General features: G+C 37.1%; 25 protein-coding genes. 8 read left to right on the top strand and 17 right to left on the bottom strand.

The genetic code is table 11. The features are described 5' to 3' along the window. Nucleotides 1–11: 11 nt before the first annotated feature. From JTI58_RS09810 to JTI58_RS09800, 3 genes are all read right to left on the bottom strand, one after another. Nucleotides 12–734, bottom strand: a complete 723-nt coding sequence (locus JTI58_RS09810) for an amino acid ABC transporter ATP-binding protein (RefSeq protein WP_205446424.1) — start codon at nt 732–734, stop codon at nt 12–14. Next, entirely contained in the window at nt 727–1,386 is a 660-nt protein-coding gene (locus JTI58_RS09805) for an amino acid ABC transporter permease (RefSeq protein ID WP_036075291.1), read from the bottom strand. The genes JTI58_RS09810 and JTI58_RS09805 overlap by 8 nt, the downstream gene beginning before the upstream one ends. Before the next feature lie 133 nt (nt 1,387–1,519). Further along, entirely contained in the window at nt 1,520–2,314 is a 795-nt protein-coding gene (locus JTI58_RS09800) for a transporter substrate-binding domain-containing protein (protein WP_205446423.1), read from the bottom strand. A gap of 422 nt (nt 2,315–2,736) precedes the next feature. Between JTI58_RS09800 and JTI58_RS09795 the strand changes: the two genes are divergently transcribed. Together JTI58_RS09795 and JTI58_RS09790 are read left to right on the top strand one after the other, a co-directional pair. Beyond that, entirely contained in the window at nt 2,737–5,745 is a 3,009-nt protein-coding gene (locus tag JTI58_RS09795; RefSeq protein WP_205446422.1) for an ATP-binding protein, read from the top strand. Nucleotides 5,746–5,759: 14 nt separating this feature from the next. Then, the gene (locus JTI58_RS09790; RefSeq protein ID WP_205446421.1) at nt 5,760–6,476 is read left to right on the top strand and encodes a DNA-binding response regulator; all 717 of its coding nucleotides are present in this window, start codon (nt 5,760–5,762) and stop codon (nt 6,474–6,476) included. A 466-nt stretch (nt 6,477–6,942) separates the two neighbouring features. On the opposite strand, the gene JTI58_RS09785 is transcribed toward JTI58_RS09790, so the two are convergent. Genes JTI58_RS09785 through JTI58_RS09755 form a run of 7 tightly spaced genes read right to left on the bottom strand, consistent with a single transcriptional unit; the run spans nt 6,943 to nt 12,718 of the window. Then, nucleotides 6,943–7,311 (bottom strand): Na+/H+ antiporter subunit G, encoded by a 369-nt coding sequence (locus JTI58_RS09785; protein ID WP_205446420.1) that lies wholly within the window; start codon nt 7,309–7,311, stop codon nt 6,943–6,945. Further along, on the bottom strand, nt 7,289–7,573 hold the full coding sequence (locus JTI58_RS09780) for a Na(+)/H(+) antiporter subunit F1 (protein ID WP_205446419.1): 285 nt from the start codon (nt 7,571–7,573) through the stop codon (nt 7,289–7,291). Before JTI58_RS09780 ends, JTI58_RS09785 begins: the two co-directional genes overlap by 23 nt. Beyond that, nucleotides 7,573–8,055 (bottom strand): Na+/H+ antiporter subunit E, encoded by a 483-nt coding sequence (locus tag JTI58_RS09775; protein WP_205446418.1) that lies wholly within the window; start codon nt 8,053–8,055, stop codon nt 7,573–7,575. The genes JTI58_RS09780 and JTI58_RS09775 overlap by 1 nt, the downstream gene beginning before the upstream one ends. Next, nucleotides 8,055–9,560, bottom strand: coding sequence for a Na+/H+ antiporter subunit D (locus JTI58_RS09770; RefSeq protein WP_205446417.1), 1,506 nt, complete (start codon nt 9,558–9,560; stop codon nt 8,055–8,057). Before JTI58_RS09770 ends, JTI58_RS09775 begins: the two co-directional genes overlap by 1 nt. After that, entirely contained in the window at nt 9,553–9,891 is a 339-nt protein-coding gene (locus JTI58_RS09765; RefSeq protein WP_004233143.1) for a Na(+)/H(+) antiporter subunit C, read from the bottom strand. The genes JTI58_RS09770 and JTI58_RS09765 overlap by 8 nt, the downstream gene beginning before the upstream one ends. Nucleotides 9,892–9,894: 3 nt before the next feature. Beyond that, nucleotides 9,895–10,317, bottom strand: a complete 423-nt coding sequence (locus JTI58_RS09760; protein ID WP_205446416.1) for a Na(+)/H(+) antiporter subunit B — start codon at nt 10,315–10,317, stop codon at nt 9,895–9,897. Then, nucleotides 10,307–12,718, bottom strand: a complete 2,412-nt coding sequence (locus JTI58_RS09755) for a Na+/H+ antiporter subunit A (protein ID WP_205446415.1) — start codon at nt 12,716–12,718, stop codon at nt 10,307–10,309. Before JTI58_RS09755 ends, JTI58_RS09760 begins: the two co-directional genes overlap by 11 nt. A 564-nt stretch (nt 12,719–13,282) precedes the next feature. On the opposite strand from JTI58_RS09755, the gene JTI58_RS09750 reads away from it, so the two are divergent. Then, nucleotides 13,283–13,969: an adenine nucleotide alpha hydrolase family protein gene (locus JTI58_RS09750; protein WP_205446414.1), complete on the top strand. Its 687-nt coding sequence runs from the start codon at nt 13,283–13,285 to the stop codon at nt 13,967–13,969. Between the two features lie 563 nt (nt 13,970–14,532). Here JTI58_RS09750 and JTI58_RS09745 read toward each other — a convergent pair. Then, nucleotides 14,533–15,738 carry an MFS transporter gene (locus tag JTI58_RS09745; protein ID WP_205446413.1) on the bottom strand — a complete coding sequence of 402 codons (1,206 nt, stop codon included), beginning with the start codon at nt 15,736–15,738 and terminating at the stop codon, nt 14,533–14,535. Between the two features lie 102 nt (nt 15,739–15,840). Here JTI58_RS09745 and JTI58_RS09740 point away from each other — a divergent pair, with 102 nt between their 5' ends. Then, entirely contained in the window at nt 15,841–16,560 is a 720-nt protein-coding gene (locus JTI58_RS09740) for a YetF domain-containing protein (protein ID WP_205446412.1), read from the top strand. Nucleotides 16,561–16,584: 24 nt separating this feature from the next. On the opposite strand, the gene JTI58_RS09735 is transcribed toward JTI58_RS09740, so the two are convergent. Beyond that, on the bottom strand, nt 16,585–17,289 hold the full coding sequence (locus JTI58_RS09735; protein ID WP_205446411.1) for a CBS domain-containing protein: 705 nt from the start codon (nt 17,287–17,289) through the stop codon (nt 16,585–16,587). A 184-nt stretch (nt 17,290–17,473) separates the two neighbouring features. On the opposite strand from JTI58_RS09735, the gene JTI58_RS09730 reads away from it, so the two are divergent. Together JTI58_RS09730 and JTI58_RS09725 are read left to right on the top strand one after the other, a co-directional pair. Next, nucleotides 17,474–18,235: a MerR family transcriptional regulator gene (locus JTI58_RS09730; protein ID WP_205446410.1), complete on the top strand. Its 762-nt coding sequence runs from the start codon at nt 17,474–17,476 to the stop codon at nt 18,233–18,235. Beyond that, a complete protein-coding gene (locus JTI58_RS09725; protein WP_205446409.1) occupies nt 18,232–18,885 on the top strand; it encodes a GAP family protein in 654 nt (217 codons plus the stop codon). The genes JTI58_RS09730 and JTI58_RS09725 overlap by 4 nt, the downstream gene beginning before the upstream one ends. Nucleotides 18,886–18,938: 53 nt before the next feature. On the opposite strand, the gene JTI58_RS09720 is transcribed toward JTI58_RS09725, so the two are convergent. The 5 genes from JTI58_RS09720 to JTI58_RS09700 form a co-directional block, all read right to left on the bottom strand. Further along, a complete protein-coding gene (locus tag JTI58_RS09720; RefSeq protein WP_205446408.1) occupies nt 18,939–19,721 on the bottom strand; it encodes an ABC transporter permease in 783 nt (260 codons plus the stop codon). Further along, entirely contained in the window at nt 19,718–20,602 is an 885-nt protein-coding gene (locus JTI58_RS09715; protein ID WP_205446407.1) for an ABC transporter ATP-binding protein, read from the bottom strand. Before JTI58_RS09715 ends, JTI58_RS09720 begins: the two co-directional genes overlap by 4 nt. Continuing rightward, the gene (locus JTI58_RS09710; protein WP_016992404.1) at nt 20,599–20,802 is read right to left on the bottom strand and encodes a PLDc N-terminal domain-containing protein; all 204 of its coding nucleotides are present in this window, start codon (nt 20,800–20,802) and stop codon (nt 20,599–20,601) included. The genes JTI58_RS09715 and JTI58_RS09710 overlap by 4 nt, the downstream gene beginning before the upstream one ends. A 696-nt stretch (nt 20,803–21,498) precedes the next feature. Next, nucleotides 21,499–21,930, bottom strand: coding sequence for a protein-tyrosine phosphatase family protein (locus JTI58_RS09705; protein WP_205446406.1), 432 nt, complete (start codon nt 21,928–21,930; stop codon nt 21,499–21,501). A gap of 20 nt (nt 21,931–21,950) precedes the next feature. Continuing rightward, nucleotides 21,951–22,898, bottom strand: coding sequence for a carbohydrate kinase family protein (locus JTI58_RS09700; protein WP_205446405.1), 948 nt, complete (start codon nt 22,896–22,898; stop codon nt 21,951–21,953). 156 nt (nt 22,899–23,054) lie between these two features. On the opposite strand from JTI58_RS09700, the gene JTI58_RS09695 reads away from it, so the two are divergent. Next, nucleotides 23,055–23,618 (top strand): GNAT family N-acetyltransferase, encoded by a 564-nt coding sequence (locus JTI58_RS09695; protein WP_205446404.1) that lies wholly within the window; start codon nt 23,055–23,057, stop codon nt 23,616–23,618. 23 nt (nt 23,619–23,641) lie between these two features. Beyond that, a complete protein-coding gene (locus JTI58_RS09690; protein WP_205446403.1) occupies nt 23,642–24,556 on the top strand; it encodes an EamA family transporter in 915 nt (304 codons plus the stop codon). The last annotated feature ends 125 nt before the right edge of the window (nt 24,557–24,681 follow it).

The raw sequence follows: 24,681 nt of genomic DNA, 5'->3' as shown, positions 1-24,681 counted from the left end.
CCTTTTATTTTTTATAAAACTTTTTCTAAAAAATCCTTAGCACGCTGTGTTGATGGCGCTGTAAAAAACTGCTCTGGTGAAGCATCTTCAATAAGCTTGCCGCCATCAAGGAAAAGAATACGATCAGCAACCTCACGAGCAAAGCCCATTTCATGTGTCACAATCAGCATGGTCATACCAGAATCTGCGAGGTTTTTCATTACAGCCAATACCTCTTTCACCATTTCAGGGTCAAGTGCCGATGTAGGCTCATCAAATAATATAACTTTTGGATTCATAGCAAGTGCTCGCGCAATCGCAACACGTTGTTTTTGTCCGCCTGATAAGCGATTTGGATATTCTTGACGCTTCTCAAACAGACCTACTTTCTTTAGTAACTCTTCTGCTTTATTGACAGCAGTAGCCTTATCCATACCCTTTACATTAATTGGCGCATATGTTAAATTTTCAAGAACTGTTTTATGAGGGAAAAGATGAAAATGCTGAAATACCATCCCTACTTCTTCACGTATTTTCATAATATTTGTCCCTTTATCTGTTAGGACATCCCCTGCAATCGTTACCTTTCCACTTGTCGGAGTTTCCAATAAGTTTAAACAACGAAGAAATGTCGATTTACCTGATCCAGAAGGTCCAATAATAGCAATTACTTCTTTTTCTTTAACTTCAGTTGAAATGCCTTTTAATACTTCATTCTGTCCATAAGATTTGTGTAAATCTTCAATTTTAATCACTTTTTCTCATTCCTTTCTCGATTCGTTTACCAAGGAACGTTAAAACAAGCGTCATGATGTAATAGATTACTCCTGCAAAAAGTAATGGCTCAAGATAACGATATGTCGAACCCCCTACAATATAGGCACGACGCATAATATCTAATGCACTGATTACTGTCACAACTGCCGTTTCTTTATTTAATGTAATAAATTCGTTTACTAAAGATGGTAAAATATTTTTCACTGCTTGCGGAATAATAATATCCTTCATCATTTTTGCATATGGAATACCCAGTGCCTGTGCCGCTTCCATTTGTCCTTTATCGACTGCATTAATACCCGCACGGATAATTTCTGAAATATATGCACCTGAGTTTAAACCAAAAGCAATAATCGCTGTTGGAATGGGTTCAATTTGAATATCTAGTAATTGTGGTACTGCATAATAAATAATCAGTAATTGTAATACAAGTGGTGTACCGCGGAAAATCGACGTATAGAAATCAGCAAACCAACGTAAAAAATTCACTTTACCAATTTTACATAATGCTAAAAGTATACCTACGATAAAACCGATGATGGATGCACCGATTGCAATTTGAAGTGTAACACCTATCCCTTTTAAAATATAAGGAATAGAGGGAACAATAGCTGTAAAATCTAAATTCACAGCGCTCCCTCCTTTCTTTTTCATCATGATGTAGCTTTGTTTTTTGTACCAAAAACAAATTTGGAAGAAATATAGTGGATAAAAATGAAAAGCACAAACGATAGCCCAAAAATAGAGCTATCGCACGCAATTATTATTCAACTTTTTCTAGCCATTTTTCTTCTAGCTCTTGAATTTTGCCTTCTTCAGCTAGCTCTTTTAATGCTTTGTTAATTTTATCTTTTAAATCGCTTCCTTTTGGCACAGCGATTGCTTTGAAATCTTCAGGCTGTTCTTCTACAGGAAAAGCTTCTAATTGATCATTTGTTTTTAAATAGCCTTTCGCAACGCCACCCTCTAAAATACCTGCGTCTAAACGTTTAGACATCATATCTTGAACGATCTCAGGAATTCGTGTACGCCCTTCGACTTTTACATCAACCTTTTTCGCTATTGCATTACCTAAGTTCTCTTGGATAGATGCTGTCTGTACACCTATTTTTTTACCAGCTAAGTCAGCTTCTTTTTTAATACCGCTATCTTTTTTAACAAGTATTACTTGCTCTGTTTCATTGTATTTATCAGAGAAATCAACCACTTTTTCACGCTCTGGGTTCGGTGTCATACCAGAAATAACGACATCAATTTTTCCTGCTTGTAAAGCTGGTACTAGACTATTGAAATCCATATCTTGCACCTTCATTTCAACACCGATTTTTTCACCAACGAGTTTAATTAAATCAATATCAAAGCCAATAATTTCTTCACCTTTTGCTGCATCCACATATTCAAATGGTGCATAATCTGCTGAAGTTCCAACTTTTAATACTTGCTTACCTTCTGTATCAGTAGTAGATCCTGTATCACTTGCATTATTATCTTTAGTGCCACATGCTGCAAGAACACCTATTACTAATACAAGCATTGTGATGAATAACTTGTTCTTCATATTCAGTAACTCCTTTTATTTATAATTTATTGTGTATGAGAATACATTTCTCGAAAATAGTCGATTGGATATTTATTCATATTGAAGAATAAAAAATCTATCTGCTAATTAAGATATACTCTTTTGAAATAATAATCAAGATAAACTAAAAAATTTTTAGCTAAATATTTTATACATAATTTTCTGATAAGTCAATTTATTTTTCTTTCGTTCTTTCTATAAGGTAACTTTACTATTTTCCGTTTTATCATTATTTATTCCTCGATCATAAAAACAACTTAAATTAGGCGGTTCAGATACAGGGATTGATCATCATCATTTAAGCTCACAATAGTTTGATTTCATCGTTAGTAGGAATTTTATATTAATGGCGTAAGTTATCTTGTATAATCCAACTAAATCATTTGAAAGGGATTTTTATAATGAAAAAATTATCGTTGTTGTTCGCAATTATTATTGGTTCAATGCTGATAGCAGGCATTACCTTTTTCTTAACTCAACCTAAGTCGCATGGGCAACAAGCGATTAAAGGTGTGATGGATTTACGCCATCATACATTTAACGATAATACGCCTATCAAATTGGATGGAGAGTGGTCATTCATCCCGAATCATTTAGTTGACGGTGAAGCCTTTGATACTTATCAAAGCTATCTTGTCGATGTCCCTTCAGCATGGACAAAATATACAATTGATGGGCAACAAATACCTGTATTTGATAGCGGGACTTATCGTCTCAAGGTTTTAATCGATGATACCGAAGATATTTTAGGGATTAAGACAAGTAACATCCGTATGTCGAACGCATTGTATATTAACGGAAAGCGAGTTGGGCACAGCGGAGAGCCAGCTGAGGATAGCAGTTATATACCACACAATACTCCATATACTGCTTATTTTTCGCCTGATAAAAAAGAACTTGAATTGATTGTACATGTGGCAAATTTTGATTATGCACCCGGCGGAGGAATTATTAGCTCCATTTTTTTAGGAGATCAATCTAGTATTGCCAAGCTACGAGAGGGTGCACTATTCTACGATTTAATTACCTTAGCAGGCTTTTTAACAATGTTTATCTACTTTTTTGGCTCTTATCTTTATTCAAAATTTGGTATAGAGCAGCTTTATTTTGCTTTATTTTGCTTTTCAAGTGGTCTCTACACCCTTACACATGGGGAAAAGTTATTACTAGCCTTTATAGATATGCCCTACGCACCATTTCAGAAAATGCAAATGATCTCTAGTATAGCTGTCGGTCTTTTCATATTGTTATATTTTTACCGTGCTCTAAAAAAACATATGAATCGTTTGGTTGTGAAAGTGCTTTGCGCTGTAGGAACCCTTCTTATTCTTGTTGCAATGCTTCCCACATCAATTAATTCGCTATTTCAGAATATTAACTCATTATATGTATTCGCAAATATTGTTTATATTTTCTATGCGCAAATTATGGCAATTTACCAACGTGCTACTGGTGTAATGTATTTAACTTTAAGCTCATTAGCCATTTTGCTTTATTTTATCGTTGCAACGTTAAATACAAATATTAATCTAGAACTGAATGCCCTACCACCGCTGTTGCCATTTATTTGCCTAACAATGCTTTCACTATATATTTCTCATCGTTTTGCAGATTCTTATTTAGAAAAAGGCAAGCTAACAGAGGCACTTATCCGTGTAGATAAATTAAAGGATGAATTTCTTGCTAAAACATCCCATGAATTCCAAACACCTTTACATGGTATTATTGGCATTTCGCAGTCTATGCTGAAAGACAATAGCGTTCCCATCTCCGCGGACGAACAAAAAGAAAAAGTATCACTTATTTTCAATATTGCTGAACGTCTATCCTATTTAGTCAATGATTTACTTGATTTTTCAAAGCTGAAGGAGAACCAATTAACACTGCGTATGACCTCTGTAGATTTATATGCAATTACACATATGACTGTAGAAGTGCTATCCTATACGATCAGCAAAAATGTAAAAATTTATAATCATATTGAACGGGGAACCTTTGTCCAAGCAGATGAAAATCGCCTTCGCCAAATTTTATATAATTTAATTCATAATGCAGTGAAGTATACAAATGAAGGAAAAATTGATATAACTTGTTATGAGAAACAGTCATTTTTAGTGATTGAAATAAAGGATACTGGCTGTGGGATAGCGCCAGAAAATTTAAAAACTATTTTTAATGCATTTCAACAATTCAACTATTCAATTGATGGGAGTGGATTAGGTTTACATATTACAAAGGAGCTTGTTGAGCGGCAGGGTGGAAAAATTTTTGTAGAATCTATTGTTGGACAAGGCGCAACCTTTTCAATCAAATTACGAAAAGCACAGCCTACAAACGAGGAATTACCATCAATGCCAATCCAAACATATCAACATCCCTTCCTAACATTCCCACATATTGTTGAAAATATAGGGAAGAAAAAAATCCTAATTGTGGATGATGACGCTGTTAACTTAAAGGTGTTAATAGATATTTTGACGCAAGAAAACTATTCCATTATAGCAATTGATAATGGACACCATGTTTTTGAATACCTTACACAACACCCTAGTATTGATTTATTAATTTTGGATATTATGATGCCCACTATTTCTGGCTACGAGATTTGCCAACAGGTTAGACAAAATTACACGTCTACAGAGCTACCTATTTTAATGTTGACAGCAGCGATTCGCCCAGAGGATATGATTGCAGCCTTTCAATCTGGTGCAAATGACTTTTTACATAAGCCCTTGGATGCTACCGAGCTTAAGACAAGAGTTCGTAATCTTCTTTTATTGAAGGAGTCTGCAGAAACAGCTGTGAAAATGGAAACCGCGTTTTTACAAGCACAAATTAAACCGCATTTTATTTATAATGTCTTAAATTCCATTCTTTCACTTAGCTATTTAGACTTAGATAAATCACGGACAATGATTACAGATTTTGCTACATTTTTGCGTAATAGTTTTGCCTTTGAAAATGCCAACAGTCTTGTTCCTTTAGAAAAGGAGCTTAGTCTTATTGAGGCTTATGTAAATATTCATCGAACTAGATATCCAGAGCAATTAGAATTTAAAATTTGCATGGATGAGCCTATTCAATGTCTTATTCCTCCTTTATTGCTTCAACCTTTAGTGGAGAATGCACTTCTTCATGGTCTGAAAGTAGGAAAAGGGCATAGCAGGCTACAATTAGTTATAAAGGAGGAAAAGCAAATGGTGATTTTCCAACTGATAGACAATGGCATTGGTATATCTGCAGAGCTTTTACAGCAAATTCAAAACGGTGAAAAAACCGCTAGTCAAGGTATTGGTATTCTAAATATTTCTAAAAGATTAAAAAAATTCGATAACGCTACTATCCATTTTGATAGCCTTGAAAATGAAGGAACGACTGTTGAAATAAGATTTCCGATAATTACTACATAAAGGATGTGAGCAGCTTGTTAAAAGCAGTTATTATAGATGATGAAATTTTAGCCATTCGTTTATTAGAATCCATGCTAAAGGCAAGTGGCTCTATTGAGATTATTGGAACCTTCCAGAATCCAAAGGATGGTTTAGTAAATATTGATATATTAAAACCTGATATTCTATTTTTAGACATTGAAATGGCCGAAATGACCGGTCTTGAGTTTGCTTCTAAAATAGAAGATGTCTCAAGCTACATGGATATTGTCTTTGTTACAGCATATGAAAATTATGCTTTAGAGGCCTTTAATGTACAGGCTATAGATTATATTTTAAAGCCCATTGACCACAGCCGACTTTTAAAAACCATTGAGCGGCTACTTGAACGGAAGCGTCATAAAAAGTTGATACAACCAATTGATTATACTTCTGTGAATGAAGGAACTAAAATTATTCACACATTACACTTTCATATACACTCAGGGAAAGTTTCAATTGGTGATACTGTATTAACTTTACCAACAAAGGAATTTCAAATTTTATCCTTTTTAGCACAGCATAGTAATCAAGCCTTTCCCGCTGCTGAGCTGTATCGACTTATATGGGGCGAGGATAGCTTTGGACAAACACAAGCATTACGAGTTCATATCAGTAATTTAAGAAAAAAACTGGAAACGATCCCAGGACACACAGCAAAAATTGTTATGGTAAGAGGCTCTGGCTATCAATTAGTTTTTCAAGCTGAATAATTTGAAAGGGAAGTTGATTAAACCGATCAACTTCCCTTTTCCACTTGAATTGCCCAATGATTACTGACTAGAATCCACTACTCTCTCATCTAGTTCAGAATTGTATCCCCCCTTGTAAAAATCTATCCATCAACCTTTTAGCAAGGTGAGGGGGTTGATTTCCGCTCCACCAGCGTCCTTTCCAGGGGGCGTCCGATGAGCCGCTAAATCCCCTTGGAGTGACGCTGGCTCGACTCCAATCAACCATTCTGCAAAATGTCTTTACTTATTTTCATAGTAGCATAGCGAGACAGGCGAGCCTCTAAACAGAGTGGTAGCGGAGGAAGCGATTCGGCGCTCGCCCACAGGAAAGCAAGTAGCCTGCAACGGAAATCCGTTTTCACCTTTCACAAAAATTCTATTGATGGTTTTGCTTTTCAAGACTATGAGACTGTTTGCTTTAGGGCAAACAGTCTTCCTTCTATCTCTATTTTATCGAATGCTCTTCAGGAAATAATTTTGACTTTAATTCGTCCTCTCCAGAGCCCTCTGCTAATGGAACGTGAGAACGATAGGCTGCACGGCAAATTAAATGTCCAGCGACTGGTGCTGTCACAAAGACGAAAAGAATACCTAAAATGAGCCGTACACTAACAAAACCGTCATGCACCCAGAAATAAATAAACGCTCCTAATAAACAGGTTAAAACTGATAACGTAGAACTTTTCGTAGCAGCATGTGATCGTGTATAGACATCTGGTAAGCGAATCATTCCAAATGCGCTAATCACACTCACGATGGAACCTATAAGAATAAGGATAACTGCCGCCCATTCAATCATCTGATTTACGTTCAACAATCACACCTCTTTCTATATATTTTGTAAAGGCAATCGTTCCGATAAACGCTAAAATACCTAAAATAAGAATAGCCTCTAAATATGCCTTCGTCTTCAATATAATAGAGACAATCGCAATAGCCGATAATAGATTAACACCAATTGTATCGAGAGCTATTGCTCGATCCGGCATTGATGGGCCACGGATAACACGATACAATGACAGCGCAATGGAAATACTAAAGAAAGCAAGTGCAAGAAGTAATATATTGTTAATCATTAGCGTGTCACCTCCATTATTGCTTGCTCAAATTTTCCAATTGATCGTATAACAGCATCCTTAGACTGTTCTATGTCCATGGCATGGATATAAAAAACATCGCCCTCTTCAGACACTTCCATGACGACAGAGCCAGGTGTTAATGTTAACAGTAATGCAAGTGCTGTAATCTCCCAGTCTCCCTTTAGTACAGTTTTATATGTGAAAATACCAGGCGTAATGTTTAGCTTAGGTGTAGTGATTTGTCTTAATACACTATAGCTTGATAAAAATAGCTCCCAGTTAAACAGCCATAATAATTTAATGATTGAAAAGACTCTTCGCAAGTAAAATTGAGTACCATAAAAGCGATGCATTGCATATAGAATACCCATACCTACAAAAAAGCCCATCAAAAATGTCGAAAATTGTGGTGTCACTTCATCCTGTAGGAGTAACCAAAGTGCTGCGATAAATAAATTTAAAATAAACTGCATCGCCATTATTTATTCACCTCACCTTGCCATTGTTCGCCATCTAAAACTGCATCGATATAGATAGATGGTGTATAAAGTGTTTCAGCTGCATCTGTTACAAAGGGTGCCAATTTTTCTGCCCCAATACCTAAACCAATTGTACAGGCAGCCAGTAATGTTAATGGCAACAATATACGTTTTGGTAAAGGTTTTTCATCCTCTAAGCTAATAATCGTTTCACCAAAAAAGGAAGAAAGAAATATCCGTAGCAGTGAATATAAAACAATTAAACTAGAGAAAAACCCTAGACCTAATAGAACGAAATGGCCACCTTCTATCGCACCTTGTCCAATTAAAACCTTTCCTAAAAAACCGCTTAATGGTGGTATACCAGCTAATGAGCACATCGCTATAAAGAATAGCCACCCAAAGAAAGGATAATTACGAATCAGTCCACTCATTTTATCAATTACTGTTTCCCCAGTGACATATATCATCATACCAACTGCTAAAAACAACATAGCCTTTGCTACCATATCATGCATTAAATAATAGATAACACCTTGTAATGCTGACTCAGTGCCAACCGCTAGTCCAACTATTATAAAGCCAACACCAATTAGCACATTGTAGGAGGCTATCGTTCTAACATCACGACTTGAAAGAGCACCGATACATCCTGCTATTATTGTAATTACAGCCATGATGCCAAGCGCTGTGTGTGAGACCTCAGTATTATTAGGGAACAGCAATGTAAAACTACGTACAAGTGCATAGATCCCTACCTTTGTTAATAAAGCAGCAAATAAAGCAGCAATGGCAGTTGGTGGTACGCTGTATGAGCCTGGCAACCAGAAGAATAATAAAAGTCCAGCCTTCAAGCTAAAGACGATTAAGAAAATAAGCGCCACTGTTGTAATAAGTGGATTAACTCCTGCCTCCATTACACGAACGGAGATATGAGCCATATTTAAAGTGCCGACTGTTCCATACAGAAAAGCTAACGCCACTAAGAAAATCCAAGAGGCAACAATGTTGATGAGTACATATTTCAATGCTTCACGTAGCTGAATTTTTTCGCCACCTAAGCTGATAAGTGCATACGAAGCGAGCAACATTACTTCAAAACATACAAATAAGTTAAAAATATCTCCAGTTAAAAATGAACCATTGACGCCCGCTACCATGAGTAAGGTAAATGAATAAAAATACATTTTTTCATACCTTAGCTCCATCGTAAAAATTGCATATAACATACAAATGAGGGCTACAAGATTTGCAACTAACACTAGAAGTGTCGCAAATGAATCTGCAACAAATGAGATTCCAAATGGAGGTGCCCAACCGCTAAAATCAATGCGCATCACACCCTGTTCTTGAATCTCTACTAATAAAATGATGCTAATGATAATAATAAAGCTCAATGTCAATAAGCTGATGATACGTTGTAACATCACATGCTCTTTTAAAAACACCAGTAAAATAGCTGTAATTACCGGTACAATTAATGGTAAAACAATCATATTACTCATCCGGCGTACCTCTCAATTCATCAAAATTCCCTGAACCATTTGTTTTGTACGCACGATAGCCTAAAACGAGAACAAAGGCAGTGACAGCAAAGCTAATGACAATAGCTGTTAAAATTAATGCTTGTGGTAACGCATCTGTATATGGTCCCTCTGATTCCCCTAATAATGGTACATCTCCTTTTTTTAGACCTCCCATTGTCAGAATCAGTAGGTGGGCAGCATGTGATAAAACAGCAGTACCTAAAATAACACGCAATAACTGCTTCGAGAGGATTAAGTACGTCGCAACAGCTACTAATATACCTACTAAAACAAGTATTAAAGACTCCATTGGCTACTCATCCTCACTTATACTTAAAATAATTGTTACAACAACCCCCACCACTGTTAAAGCCACACCCGCTTCAAAAATAGTGACAGTTGAAAAACCCATTTTCCCAAATATAGGAACATCTATATACGTATGTGCTTGTGTTAAAAATGGTACATCGAAAAACAACGAACCTATTGCAGTTCCAGTTGCAAGCAATACACCAAGAGCTGCAACTTTTTTGAAGTCGAAAGGCATCCCTTTATGCACAGTTTCAATATCGTAGGCTAGATATAATAAAACAATGCCCGAGGCTAACACCAGACCACCTATAAAGCCACCACCAGGAGCGTGATGCCCAGCGAAGAACAAATACACACCGAGTGTTAAAATAATGAACACGACTGCCTTGGTGATGGTCCTTAAAATCACATCATTAATTTTCATGATCTGCTTCCTCCTTTCGTGGCTTAAGCTTTGTCAGAGCATAGACCCCTAAGCCAGCAATCAGAAGAACAACAACCTCTAGCATCGTATCAAAAGCACGGAAATCCCCTAATATTGTATTAACGATGTTGGAACCGCCAGCCAATTCATAAGCATCATTGAAGTAAGTAGCCACTGGTTCAAAGCGATCATAGTGTACGACTGCTAAACCAACAATTGTTACGGTTGCCCCAACAAAAATAGAAATCAATGCTTTTGACCATTGAACCCTTTTACGTGGTACCTCTGGCATTAAATCTGGTAAATATTTAAAACATAAAAGGAATAAAGCTGTTGTGACCGATTCAACAACTAATTGTGTTAAAGCTAGATCTGGTGCACGGAAAATAACAAAGAAGAAGGCAATAGAATAGCCTAGTACACCATTAAGCAACATCGCTGTCACTCGACCCTTTGCGAAAATCATCCAAACGGCTGCAAAGATCATGACAAATACAAGGATTAACTCGTAGTATTCAATAGCGGAATCTTTGTCAAAATTAAAAGTCATAGCATCTGACCAAACAAAATAACCAGCTATAAGTGCAATAAAAAATACATATATATAGACAAAATAATGTGTTAAATTACCTGTCATATATTTATTAGTAAGCTTCTGTGAGCCATTTTCACTCATCTCTATCATTCGATTGTAATACGTATTAAACGTATACTTTTGTGAAAACAGACGATAGAGTGGCTTCCAGCTTTTTAAAGTTTTGAATAAGATAATCCCAATAATAATGACACCTACTGTCATCAATAACTCTGCATTAATGCCATGCCATGCATGGATATGTGGTGTTAATTCACTTGTAGTCGGGAATGTAGGATAAATACTTGCCATGGCAGGCTCTAAAATATAGTGACCTAACACATTCGGGAAGAAAAAGATACCAACTACCAACAAGCATAAAATAATTGGCGAAATTAACATGCCAAGTGGAGCTTCATGTGGTTTTTTATCGATCTTCTCAGGCTGTAGTTTACCCAAAAATGTACGACTAATTAAAATCAAACTATAGACAAAGGTAAAAATACTTGCCACCCATGCTACTAATGGGAAAAATAACCCTATATCAGCAATAGAGAATGCTTCTACATCGCGAATAGCCAATACTGCTGCAAAAAACATTTCCTTACTTAAAAAGCCATTGAATGGTGGTAGTCCTGCCATTGAGAAGCCACCAATGACTGCGATTGTAAAAGTGATAGGCATTAAAGACATTAAGCCACCGAGACGACGAATATCACGAGTACCTACTTCATGATCGACAATTCCAACCATCATGAATAAGGCTCCTTTAAAAGTCGAATGATTCACGAGGTGAAATAGTGCTGCAAAGCTTGCCTGTGTGTATAAAATAGAATCTTCACCATAGCCATAATAGTGACCAACAGACCCAAGACCAAATAGACTCATAATTAAGCCAAGCTGACTCACTGTTGAAAAGGCTAATAAAGCTTTTAAATCTGTTTGACGAACCGCATTAAATGAACCCCAGAATAATGTAACTAGACCGATAACACTAACTAGCCAGAACCACGTTGCTTCTCCGCCAAAAACTGGTGAAAAGCGAGCAACTAAATAAATGCCTGCCTTAACCATTGTTGCGGAATGTAAGTAAGCACTAACAGGTGTTGGGGCCTCCATAGCATCAGGCAACCAAATGTGGAATGGAAATTGTGCAGACTTTGTAAACGCTCCTAGTAAAATTAAAATGAGGGCTGGCGTAAATAGAGCATGATCCCGTATAATCTCTACATTCGCTACAATTTCACGAATACTAAATGTATGTGAAGCTACATAGAGCATTAAGAGGCCTGCAAGCATGGATAGTCCGCCAAAGACTGTAATCATCATCGCTTTTTTGGCCCCTGCACGAGATGCCTTTCTATGATGCCAAAATGCGATTAATAGGAATGATGACACACTTGTCAATTCCCAAAATGTGTATAATACCATTAGGTTATCTGAAAAAACAACGCCAAGCATAGCGCCCATGAATAGTAATAAATAGCAGTAAAAATGATGAAGAGATTCTTTCGTTGATAAATAAAAAATAGAATATAAAATAACTAAACTACCTACACCAGTAATCAGCAGACCAAAAATCATACTGAGTCCATCTAGGTAAGTTGTGAAATTTATATTAAAAGAGGGAATCCACTCATATGTATGAATAAACGTTTTACTCTCGGCTAATTGAGGAATATAGCGAGCGAGTAAAAGAAATAAGATGAATGGAACAGATAAAACAAACCAGCCAAGATGTGTGACACGCCTTAGTCGCCTGTAAAGCAATGGAATCAGTGCAGCACAAACAAATGGCAAAAGTATTGCGATGAGAACTGTGACCAAATGAAAACCTCCTACTATCAAAATCATCTAGCAAATTTTTGTGGTGATTGGCATGTAAAGTGCTAAGACTTTAGAAATTTGTTCAAGCTAAGTAACATATTAGATGTATTCTTGAAATTTTTTAAAGGAATGTGGTGGGGTGTTAAAGTGCCTTATCGTTTATAAAAATGGTTATTTTAGTTATTTAGTCACTTCTAACCCGATGCAAGCCTAAATAACTTGTGGAAAATCAGATAATTTATACAGTTACAACTTAGTTTATATCAGCACAATGAAGACACTTGACTATCTATTTAACTCACTGCATAATAGTGTGGCATATGAAAGCAATTTAGCTTTGATGCACAGAATGCATAAATTAAATAATTTCAAATTATTGATTTAAGCTTCATCCTTCAAGGGTTTTCCAATATATTTCCGTTAACTTTTATACATTTTTAAGTATACATTATAAATGAGCATAATGCACTGTAACAGCATTGATTTTAGCTGTTTTAGGATAATTTTTTCAAAATCAACAGTGAAATTAACAAAATACCAACAGATAAGAGGTGTACATTTTTTATGAAGCATGTAAAAGGGCGTTTGGATGAAAGTATATTAGTTTGTGTTTACTACGGCTTAAATGGCGAGCGTTTAATACATCGTGGTCATAAGATGGCCACAATGCTTGATTGCCCACTCTATATTCTTTCAGTCGATTCGCAACCCCTTGATGCATTTGACGCAGAGAAATCTAGTTATATAGAGCAATGGAAGAAGTTATCAGATGAGCTTGAGGTTGAAAAATTTATTTTGCAAGATAATGAAAAACGCCCCATACAAAAAGTTATTGCAGAAGTCGCAAAGAATTATGGCATTTCGCAAATTATCGTAGGGCAAAGCGCACAAAGCCGTTGGGAGGAAATTACTAAAGGTTCGTTCCTAAATGTACTGTTAAAAGAAGTTCCTTTTGTTGATTTTCATATTGTAGCTGTTCAACGCCCAACAGACGATGATGCAAATGAAACATATGAAAAAGGAGTACGTGCTTACTTAATTAAAGAGCAGGATAACTTTAAAGTAGCATTTACATGTCCTAAATATGTATCGATTGAGGGTATATTTTTCAAAGAAATTGGCACAGATTTTGACAATGGCATCTTTAAATTTACTTACAACGATAAAATGCATGAAGTTCATATTTCAGAGGGCTATGTAGTCGATCAGGAGAAACTGCCAGCAGAATTTTTAGCGCCATTAAGACAATAAAAAAAGATGATGTCAACGGCAGAAAAAGCAACTTTGCAAGGCGAGGGGTTGATTTCCGTTCCGTCAGCGTCCTTTCCAGGGGGCGTCCGATGAGCCGCTTCACTCACTTACGTTCGCTCCAGGGTCTCCTCTGTGACGCTAAATCCCTTTGGAGTGACGCTGGCTCCACTCCAATCAACCATTCTGCAAAGTGTCTTTACTGTTTTTCATAGTAGCATAGCGATCATATCGCCCATTATCTGTATTCTTAGAGGGGATGAGCTCTTATTTTCAATGTGGAGAAGTGAAGCGTGACAAAACCTCTTCATAAAGAGTAGTGAACACCTTCCCTTTATTTGAACACCTTTGCTAAAAAGTCAGTGGGTTGGAGTGGAAGGCTACTTGACTCCCGTGGGATAGCGAGACAGGCGAAGCCCTGCACGGAGCGGTAGCGGAGGAAGCGATTCGGCGCTCGCCCACAGGAAAGCAAGTAGCCTGCAACGGAAATCCATTTCTACCTTTCAATTGACTGTTTTGTTTTTCAACACTAAGAATAAAAAAACGCGTAGATACGCGTTTTTTTATTAGACAGCAGCAGATGCTGGTTTATCCTTCGGTAAGAAGAAGGCTACTAGTAATAATAAAGGTAATAATGAAACGACAATCATTGTAAAATCAATGCCTTTATGATCCATTAAAACCCCGATAACCATTGCCCCTATTGCTCCCATACCAAAAGCAAAGCCCGTTGTTAAACCTGCCATTGTGCCAATTTTTGTTGGAACTAGCTCTTGAGCATAGACCACCGTTACGGAGAAGCTAATCATGATTAATGTACCGATAATGACTAAAAATATCATAGCGGTCCATAATGGTACATAAGGCAATGCTAAACAAAATGGCATTGGTACTACAACAGAAAGAATTATGACATTCTTTCTACCAATACGATCTGATAAAGAGCCTCCGAAAAATGTACCTACTACCCCAAATGCCATAAAGGTGAATATTAATATTTGCCCTAGTCGAAGACTGACATCATAGTGATCCATCAAATAAAACACATAAAAGCTAGTTATATTTGTTGTATAAAATGATCGTGCAAAAATAATTGTAAATAATAACGTTAACGCAATTCCTACTTGTTTCTTTGTTAAAGGAGGCAATGTTGAGACGAGTACACGTTTTTTCTTCGCTATACGCTCCTGCTCCAATTGTTTTTTATACCATGTTGCAATTTTACTTAATAAAATGATACCGAACGTTGCAATGACTAATATAATCGCAGCACCACGTTGCCCGAGAATATCAAAGATGTAAGCACTAATTAACGGTGCAAGAGCTTGTCCTGAATTCCCCCCCACCTGATAGATAGACTGAGCAAGTCCTCTTTTAGAGCCAGCTGCCATAAATGAAACTCTTGATCCTTCAGGATGAAAGATAGCTGAACCAAAGCCGATAAATAATACCGCAATAATAATAATCCAATACTCTGTTGTAAACGCTATAATGGCAATCCCTATAAATGAACTAATCATACCTATAGGTAAAGCATAGGGCATTGGTTTTTTATCACTGATAAAGCCTACAGCAGGCTGTAAGGCAGAAGCAAATATGTTTAAAACAAAAGAAATCATACCAATTTGTGTAAAGGTCAAACCTAATTCACTCTTAAATATAGGAAACATCGCTGGGATAACAGCTTGCATCGTATCATTGATAAGGTGAGCAACACCGATTGCAATCATAATTGGATACATTGGATTTGTTACATTTAATTGTTTATTCATGTTGCCACCTCACTCTTATTTTGGTTATACATGATTGTCGCATACTATCGACCATTTTGCACAAGCTATAGTTTGACAGCTGTAGAAGGAGTTGATATATGCATGGAAAGCTTTATTCATGCTCACTTTTGGGAAATGATTCTTCGAACAACACTTTCATTTTTTGCATTACTTATTCTGGCACGTATACTTGGAAAAAAACAATTGGGCCAGTTAACATTCTTCCATTATATTACCGGCATTACATTTGGTTCGATCGCTTCAGAAATTGCCTCTCAGGAAGAAACACCATTTTTAGATGGTATGATTTCCCTTGTTTGGTGGAGTGCCTTAACGTATTTGATGACCGTTATTACGATTAAATCTAAAAAGGCTCGCGTTCTCATTGATGATAAGCCAACGATTGTTATTCAAAAAGGTCTTATATTAGAATCAGCACTACAAAAAAATCGTCTTCATCTAGATGAGCTGACAATGATGCTACGTGAACAAGCCATTTTCTCTGTACAGGACGTTGAATATGCCTTACTAGAAACGAACGGGAAACTCAGTGTGCTACAAAAAACCTCTGAACAGGTGGCTACAAAGCAGGATGTTAAAGCAGATGTATCACCGCCTACTTATCTTCCTACAGAAGTCATTTCTGATGGTCAACTTATTATAGAAAATATTGTTGAAATAGAGCTGACAGAAGATTGGGTCATGAAGAAATTGAAAAAGCAAAATGTGCATTCCGTAGAAGAAGTTTATTTTGCTCAAGTCCAAACAAATGGTTCCCTGTACATTAGCTTAAAAGATAAAGCGAGACATTCAAGCCCTTAATTGCTTGTCTAGTCTCGTTTTTTGTTAATCAATTTTGACAATATCTAATGGTGTAATAATACCGAGTAATTTTTGATGTGGTTGACCATGCTCCGTTATTAATAATGCCTCAAATCGCCTCCCTCTTTCGACCCCCTGTTTAAATATCTCCTCAGCCTCATAGATGGATATAGATCTACTGACAAATTTATAATTCACTCTATTTTTCTCATGCATTAAAATATCATGCAATGTTGGAATTCTTTTTGGTAAATGATCGCCACCCATCTTTGAAGCAAGCCAATTGGTGATTCCTACTGTCGTGATTAGCCCCTTAAATTGCTTATTATAATAAACGGGAAATTGTGTATATTTGCGCAGACGTATCACTTTTAAAACATGTTTTAAAGAATCATTTTCTTGAAAAATCAGTACTCTTTTACGGAACATTTGCCCCACAAGCGTTGGCTTAGCGAGAGTAGCATCTATGTATTCAATTCGTTCTACAACATCGGTATGTGGCTCTGCAATCACATAATGTAAAGAGGTACGATGATGCACAATCGCATTTCGTAAGTCGGCATAGGAGCGTAGATCATCTTCATATTTCTTCACCAAGACATCCTTTTTCTTTGCTTGATCAATAAGTCGATAAAAAGGCATAAAATCTTTAGCACCTACAATATCTCGTAATCTATGATCTATCCGATTAAACGCTGTCAGGAAACGATCGGAATTTTCAGTTCCCACTTTTCATGTCCCTTCTTTCTATAGTAGTCTATATATTTTCCGAGTTATTTGACAAATTTCGAGTTACACCCCCATTATATTCCTAAGTTATGGAGATTCCAAGAATGTAGTTTTACATTCCCTCTTGAAAGTGACGTTACGTCATTTTATATAATGTCATTAACAGGGAGGAGGATTCGTTATTTTGCTTACGATTCATCATGTATCAAAACAAACTGGTATTTCTGTTCGCACATTACGTTACTATGAGGAGATTGGCTTGTTACTTCCTATAGCAAAGACCGAGGGGGGACACAGGATTTATGACGAGAATGAGCTAAAAACATTACAACAAATTGTATTTTTAAAAACATTAGGTTTCAAGTTGAAAGAAATTCAGACACTTATCAATAATTCGTGGGAGTGGGAAGCAAGTTTAGACCATCAGCTAGCTTTTGTAGCAGAGGAACAAAAGAAACTACAGCAGATGAAGAACGCCATCCTTGGATTAAAGAATGCTTCGTCTATCGAAGGTGGATTAACAGAGTCCCTTATCCAAAAGTACATTAAGCTTTCGAGTCAAGAACGAGATAAAAAGCAAGCTTTCCGCCAGCAGATTTTTGCAGCTGCCGAAATGGACCTTTTTCAAAAATTGCCTAATTTAAACCGAAATGATCCTAGTTCTTTAGAGTGGATTGGCTTATTGGGTCAATTAAAGCAGCTTCGTAAGGAAAGCCCTGAAGCAGATTCCGTTCAGTTTATTATCAAACGAATGATGGAAAAGACCGAAGTAGAATACAAAGGAAATGATGCGTTTTTAGAGAAGATGTGGACTATACGAAGGTCACCTCACAAATCTGAGCAAATAGGATTATATCCTTTAGAGGAAGAATTTCTACATTTTATTGAGCAGGCTTTTCATATTTATGAATCAAAAAAACAGGCGTCAGGAAAGTCACAACCATGAACATAGAAATGTTGCTACTGATAGGTACCTTAGCTTTATTAGACATGTTTAGTCCTTCTATTATTGGTGTGTCTGTCTATGTATTGCTTGTAGCTAAAAAGCAGCAAATCCGCCTTTTATTAACCTATTTAATGACTGTTGCCTTGTTTTACTTTAGTACTGGGATTTTTTTAATGTTAGGTCTAGGCGTCATCTTTGACCCGATTTCTAATTTGCTAACTAGCTACTCAGCTCGATTTATCATGACCATTGTGGGAGCAATTTTATTTATCGGCAGTTGGTTAGTACCAAAGAGAAAGGCAAATGGAGCACCTAAACCAAAGTCTTTACATGTGACCTCTATGGTAGCCTTAGGTTTCACAACTTCTATTTTAGAAGTTGCAACCGCCCTTCCCTATTTCGCTGCAATAGGTATTTTAACGAGTAATCAATTAACGTTTTATGAATGGTTACCTTTATTGGCAGGTTACAATTTGGTAATGATAGCACCAGGGATTATCCTACTGTGCTTACATCTATTATTCCGCCGATTTATGAATAAACCTTTAAGAAAAATTCAAACACTTTTTGATCAAAGAACAAGTTCTACCCTTTCTTGGATTATGTTCTTTTTGGGACTAATTTTACTTATAAATGGTGGGATGTTTTAAAACGAAAAACGGTAAAAACCCATTATAAGTTGGTTTTTACCGTTTTATATTCTTTAGATTTTTGTCATAGACGCATTTCTTTTCATCATCACGATGCCAATGCTGATACAGATGATTGTCAATGCTAGCGTAATTATTAAGCTCCACCAGTAATCTGACACCTCTATTGTTCCTCGAAATTTCGCAATTCCGTAACTTGCTAGTTTCCACGGTGATATTGTCCAAAAGATTCCTACAATCATATCGACGATTTGCCCAACAAAAATCACTGTAAATGCACATGTAGTAGCAATAACTGTTTTAAAACTGGCACTCATCATTAACGTAACAGCTATCACAAATAGCAACCATATATAGTACGTCGAAAAGCTTATTAACAGTGCACCAATGTCCAACGTTCCGTATAGAATACTTGTATAATAGACATTAGCAGCAAACCCAGCTAAAACACTAACAAAACAAATGGTGCTCATGACAACAAATTTACTTAAAAAATATGCGCCAAATGAAATGGGCCGAGCATATAATAATGTTGCCATACCATTAGCTCGTTCCTTACTAATAGCCCCTACAAACGAAGCCATCATCACCAATAAGCCGATCGTTTGAAACTGCCCGATAGCAGCTTGAATTAAATCAAGTGGCATTAATTCTGGCATCAGCATTTCAAAGCCCTCTGGTACATTCCCAACAGCATTTAAAATATCCATCATATAGTAGTTTGTTAGTGGATCATTCATTCCAAGCAGAGCAAACACAAGAGGAATCCATAGAAACTTCCAACTCCGCCATGCTTCTCTAAATTCCTTTTGCAGAAGTACATTGAATCCTCTCATGCTTTTTTCGCCACCTTCATGAAAATTTCTTCCAGAGATGCTGTCTGTCGCTCTACCTTTCTAATTGTATAAGGACATTCACTTAAACGTTGAAGCAACTTCTTCATCGTTGGCTCCTCATTCACTATCTCAATATAGACATAACAACCGATTACATGATTAGATGGATTTGCAAAAAGCTTAGCCTCTTCTTCACTGCCAAATTCAATAACATAATTTTGCTCATCAAAACGTTGCCGTACCTCACGTAATGTTCCCTGTTCTACGAGCTTGCCATTTTGCAAGAATAATAGTTGGTCTGTCATTTCTTCAGCATCATTTAAAATATGCGTTGAGTATAAAATAGTCGTCTCTTGTTGTAATCCTTTTAATAAATCGAGCACTTCTCTACGTCCAACGGGATCTAATGCTGAAACAGGTTCGTCTAATAGCAGTAATTTAGGCTTATGCACTATTGCTTGGGAAATACCAAGTCGCTGCTTCATCCCACCAGAAAAAGTGGCTATCTTTTTATGTTGGGCATCTCCTAACCCTACAAATTCTAAGGTTTTTTGTGCTTCTAATTTAGCCTTTTTGGCTGCTACACCATTCAACCTTGCAGCCATTTCTGTAAACTCTAACGCAGTTAGCCAAGGATGAAACTGTGGATATTGTGGTAAAAAACCTATATTCGCACGTAAATCATTACCTAGCATCTTTACACTTCCAGCAGTCGGTCTTAAAAGCCCCGTTAACATAGATAAAGTCGTTGTCTTGCCAGCTCCATTTGGACCAATTAAAGCCGTAGAAGTTTTTTCCTCTAAGTTGAAATGAATATTATCTACAACTTTGTGCTCTGCAAATTGCTTGGTCAAACCTGTAACTTGAAGTAAAGTTGTCATGACTGCTTTCTCCCCACTATAAAGTACGCAATTGACCCTAATAGATTAGCAAAGATAATGATAAATACCCAAAGAATTTTAGGCCCGTTTGTTGCATGAATTTTACGTAAATCAATAAGTGCTACGATCATCAAAATAATTTGAACGATGATGAGCGGTGCTATAACTGCCCATGGAACTTTTGCTAATTCCTCCATCATACAGATCACCTCATTATTTGTTATATACTAACTATAACAACTTTGTTCTAATATGTATAGAACAAAATATCTCTTACACCATAAAAAAAAGATGTACCTTAATTAGTACATCTCATGTTGTTGAAAAAAGATGGTGTCAACAGCAGAAAAAACAACTTTGCAAGGTGAGGGATTGATTTCCGTTCCGCCAGCGTCCTTTCCAGGGGGCGTCCGATGAGCCGCTTTACTCACTTCCGTTCGCTCCAGGGTCTCCTCTGTGACGCTAAATCCCCTTGGAGTGACGCTGGCTCCACTCCAATCAACCATTCTGAAAATGTCTTTCATACTAGTAGTAGTGAACAAAATAGCCCACTATTTGTCTTATTAGAGAGAGGAGAGGCACTTATTTTTAATGTGGAGAAGTGATGCGTGACAACACCTCTTCATAAAGAATAGTGAACATCTTCACTTTAGCTGAAAACCTTTGCTAAAAAGATAACACTTTAGTAGGTTGGAGTGGAAGGCTACTTGACTCCCGTGGGATAGCGAGATAGGCGAAGCCCTGCACGGAGCGATAGCGGAGGAAGCGATTCGGCGCTCGCCCACAGGAAAGCAAGTAGCCTGCAACGGAAACCATTTTCACCTTTCACAAAAATTCTATTGATGGTTTTGTTTTTCAAAAATATGAGATGTACCTTAATTAGTACATCTTCTCTATTATTTATAAAGTTTTTGCAGAGCATCTTCCATTTTTGGGCGAATGGTTACTTGTGGACGAGCTGTTTTAACTGCTGCCTCTGCTTCCTCTAAAGAATTGGCCATTCCCAACTCCATTAGTACAGCGGTAGCTGCAACACCTGCACGACCGCCACCACTTCCACAGTGAACATATACTTTCTGCCCTGTCTCATAGGCTAAAGCAACTTCCTTCGCTACTTGTTGGATGGATGATGCTACCTCACTATCTTCATCTGCTATAGGCATATGTTTATAAGAATAAGGAACTGTTTCCTGCTCTTGAAGGGATAGCCCTTGAACACGAACATCTATCACAACATCAACGGATTCTTGTGTAAATGCAGCCTCTGCATCTTTTGCACCGCCAAAGAACAGTTGATCCTTTACTAAAACATCGTAGTTTTTCTCCATATTCTCCACGCCTCACATGTTTATTTTAGTAAATGCTTAATATCCTCATAATATGGTAGAGCCGTTAAAGCACCTGCTTTTGTTGCGGCAAAAGCTCCTAATTTGTTGCCAAAGCTTGTACAACGCACTAGTTCTGCTTTTGTTGTAGGTAAACCATTATAATGGACATCACGTAGGACACCTGCCATAAATGCATCTCCCGCACCTGTAGTATCCACAGGCACTACTTTCTCAGTCGGTACATGGATAACCTCACCATTAAGGACTGCATAAGTCCCGTTCTCTCCTACGGTAATTAAAATAATAGGCACTAAATAGCTATTTAATTGCTCGATACCTTCTTCTAAGCTACTTGTCTCTGTCAGGAAGAATAGCTCATCATCCGTCACCTTTAAAATATCGACATCCTCGAAAAATGATGTAATCGTATCTCGACAAATTTCTTCACTGCTCCAACGTAAAGGACGGATATTTGCATCCATTGCAATAATTGCACCCTTGTCCTTAGCCATTTCTACTGCTGCTCGTGTTGTAGCAAGGGCTGTTGGATGGAACATTGTGCCTGAACACACCGTTAAAGCAGAGGCATGCTTAAAAGCTGCTACATTTAGCTGTGATGGTTCAACTTGTAAATCGGGTGTCTCATCAACATAATCCTTAAAAATTCGCTCACATGCTTCTGTTAGATGCACATAAACACCACTTACTCGTTTTGCTGGATCAAATACGGCATAATCCAGTTTCACACCCTCTTGGGCAAGCCCATCTCTCACAAATTGCGAGCCCTCGTCATCACCCGTAATTGTAATTAATGCGGAAGGCGCACCAATGCGGCTAATACCCGCTGCAACATTGACCGTTGCGCCACCCATATATTTAGTAAATGATGTGTTTGTTACATCATCAGCAATATAGTCAATAAAAGCATCTCCATAGACTAATATAAAATCCTTCTCTTGCTTTGTCATGATAGTCCTCCTGAAAGTCTAGTCATTATAGATTAACACGAAAATTGTCATTCTATAAAGGTTTTTACTTTTGGCATTTCTTTACGAGAGGATGGATAACTTGAGTCATCCCCTATCTTTGTTATACTTGCCTATAGAAAGGTAGGGATTATCAAAATGAGTATTACAATTCGACAAGCGCAACCACAAGATGCCCATGCTGTTGTGCCTTTAATTATCGACGCCATTGGCGATATTGCTAATCGGTTAACTGGTGAGCAATCAACGGAGGCTGTGATACAAGAGCTGACCGTTCTTTTTCAACAAGAAGACAATCGACATTCTTATTTAAATACTTTTGTCGCTACTGAAAATGAACAGATTTTGGGGATTCTCGTTTATTATTACGGCGAACAAGCCGTTCATATGGATGCTAACCTTGTTAAATGGCTTGAAGCAAAAAATGCGCCATCCATTGTTATTGACCAGGAAGCCCATGAAGATGAGGCTTACATTGATACAGTTTGTGTTGCACCAGCTGCACGTGGTAAAGGAATCGGAACATTGCTATTACAATTTGCCGAAGAACTGACAAAGCAGCGTGGCTATACAAAATTATCATTAAATGTTGAAACCGAAAAAGAAGATGCTCGCCGTCTTTATGAACGCTTAGGCTTTGTTATTACGGAGCCATGGTCAATAATTGATGAGCCTTTTCACCATATGGTTAAACAGTTTTAGGAAGTGAAGTGAAATACGAATAGATGAAAAATAATTTTATTTACCCTCTTTTGATTGTCATTGCTTCTAGTAGTTACGGGATTTTGTCGACTATTATCAAAGTAGCTATGCAGCATGGCTTTACATCAGCAGAGGCTGTTTCAAGCCAGTATATTATTGGCTTTATACTCGTAATAGCTATCTTTATTTTTACAGACAGAACATTACCAAGTCCGTCCAAAAAGGGCTTACTTATTTTAATATGTACTGGGATTTTTACGGGGGCAACAGGGATTGTATATGGAGAATCTTTAAAGTATCTTCCTGCTTCTCTTGCAGTAGTCATGTTATTCCAATTTACATGGATTGGTCTGCTGATTGATTGTGCTCTTCATAAAAGATTACCAAGTAGACCTGAAGTGATTTCAATCGTCATCTTATTTATAGGAACCATTTTAGCTGCTGGTGTATTAAATGTAGATTTAAGTGACATCCCTATTCAAGGGTGGCTATTCGGTTTTGCAGCAGCGGTTACTTTTGCATGTTTCATTCAATTTAATTCCCGACCTGTCGAGGGTGTTACTACCACAACAAGGGTATTAATCGTTTCCTTTGTGGCCCTTATTATGATTAGTATTTTCCTTAACCCTGAGGTTATTTGGAACGGCAAATTATTCATGCAAGGCCTCTGGAAATATGGACTAGCACTTGGTCTTTTCGGTATTATATTGCCGATTTATTTATTTTCGATTGCTATTCCAAAAATCGGTGGTGCGCTTGCTTCTATTTTAAGTGCCATCGAATTACCAGTGGCGGTTACTGTTTCCGTTATTGTTTTACATGAACCTCTAACTACTGTACAAATTATTGGGATTGTTCTCGTTATTGCTGGCATGATGCTGCCAACCATTGTTGCACAACGTCAACAAAAAGATAGCTTCTTAGAAGCACATTCATAAACTTACAAAAAACTCCTTAAAAATGGAATGATTCCTTTTTAAGGAGTTTTTTTGAACTTTATTGAAATGCCGTTGCTTACTAGCATGCACTTCGCTATGATGAATGCAAATGTAATTTTTTAATA

Source organism: Lysinibacillus fusiformis, assembly GCF_016925635.1.
Classification (GTDB): Bacteria; Bacillota; Bacilli; order Bacillales_A; family Planococcaceae; genus Lysinibacillus; species Lysinibacillus fusiformis_F.
This window is presented reverse-complemented; position numbering and strand designations above follow the sequence as displayed.

Coding starts and splice junctions, on each gene's coding strand:
- JTI58_RS09715 (WP_205446407.1), bottom strand. CDS start 20,602: ATGACAACTTTACTTCAAGTTACAGGTTTGACCAAGCAATTTGCAGAG.
- JTI58_RS09720 (WP_205446408.1), bottom strand. CDS start 19,721: ATGAGAGGATTCAATGTACTTCTGCAAAAGGAATTTAGAGAAGCATGG.
- JTI58_RS09740 (WP_205446412.1), top strand. CDS start 15,841: ATGGAAAGCTTTATTCATGCTCACTTTTGGGAAATGATTCTTCGAACA.
- JTI58_RS09765 (WP_004233143.1), bottom strand. CDS start 9,891: ATGGAGTCTTTAATACTTGTTTTAGTAGGTATATTAGTAGCTGTTGCG.
- JTI58_RS09800 (WP_205446423.1), bottom strand. CDS start 2,314: ATGAAGAACAAGTTATTCATCACAATGCTTGTATTAGTAATAGGTGTT.
- JTI58_RS09690 (WP_205446403.1), top strand. CDS start 23,642: ATGAAAAATAATTTTATTTACCCTCTTTTGATTGTCATTGCTTCTAGT.
- JTI58_RS09795 (WP_205446422.1), top strand. CDS start 2,737: ATGAAAAAATTATCGTTGTTGTTCGCAATTATTATTGGTTCAATGCTG.
- JTI58_RS09710 (WP_016992404.1), bottom strand. CDS start 20,802: ATGATGGAGGAATTAGCAAAAGTTCCATGGGCAGTTATAGCACCGCTC.
- JTI58_RS09780 (WP_205446419.1), bottom strand. CDS start 7,573: ATGATTAACAATATATTACTTCTTGCACTTGCTTTCTTTAGTATTTCC.
- JTI58_RS09750 (WP_205446414.1), top strand. CDS start 13,283: ATGAAGCATGTAAAAGGGCGTTTGGATGAAAGTATATTAGTTTGTGTT.
- JTI58_RS09700 (WP_205446405.1), bottom strand. CDS start 22,898: ATGACAAAGCAAGAGAAGGATTTTATATTAGTCTATGGAGATGCTTTT.
- JTI58_RS09695 (WP_205446404.1), top strand. CDS start 23,055: ATGAGTATTACAATTCGACAAGCGCAACCACAAGATGCCCATGCTGTT.
- JTI58_RS09770 (WP_205446417.1), bottom strand. CDS start 9,560: ATGAGTAATATGATTGTTTTACCATTAATTGTACCGGTAATTACAGCT.
- JTI58_RS09705 (WP_205446406.1), bottom strand. CDS start 21,930: ATGGAGAAAAACTACGATGTTTTAGTAAAGGATCAACTGTTCTTTGGC.
- JTI58_RS09745 (WP_205446413.1), bottom strand. CDS start 15,738: ATGAATAAACAATTAAATGTAACAAATCCAATGTATCCAATTATGATT.
- JTI58_RS09725 (WP_205446409.1), top strand. CDS start 18,232: ATGAACATAGAAATGTTGCTACTGATAGGTACCTTAGCTTTATTAGAC.
- JTI58_RS09775 (WP_205446418.1), bottom strand. CDS start 8,055: ATGGCGATGCAGTTTATTTTAAATTTATTTATCGCAGCACTTTGGTTA.
- JTI58_RS09760 (WP_205446416.1), bottom strand. CDS start 10,317: ATGAAAATTAATGATGTGATTTTAAGGACCATCACCAAGGCAGTCGTG.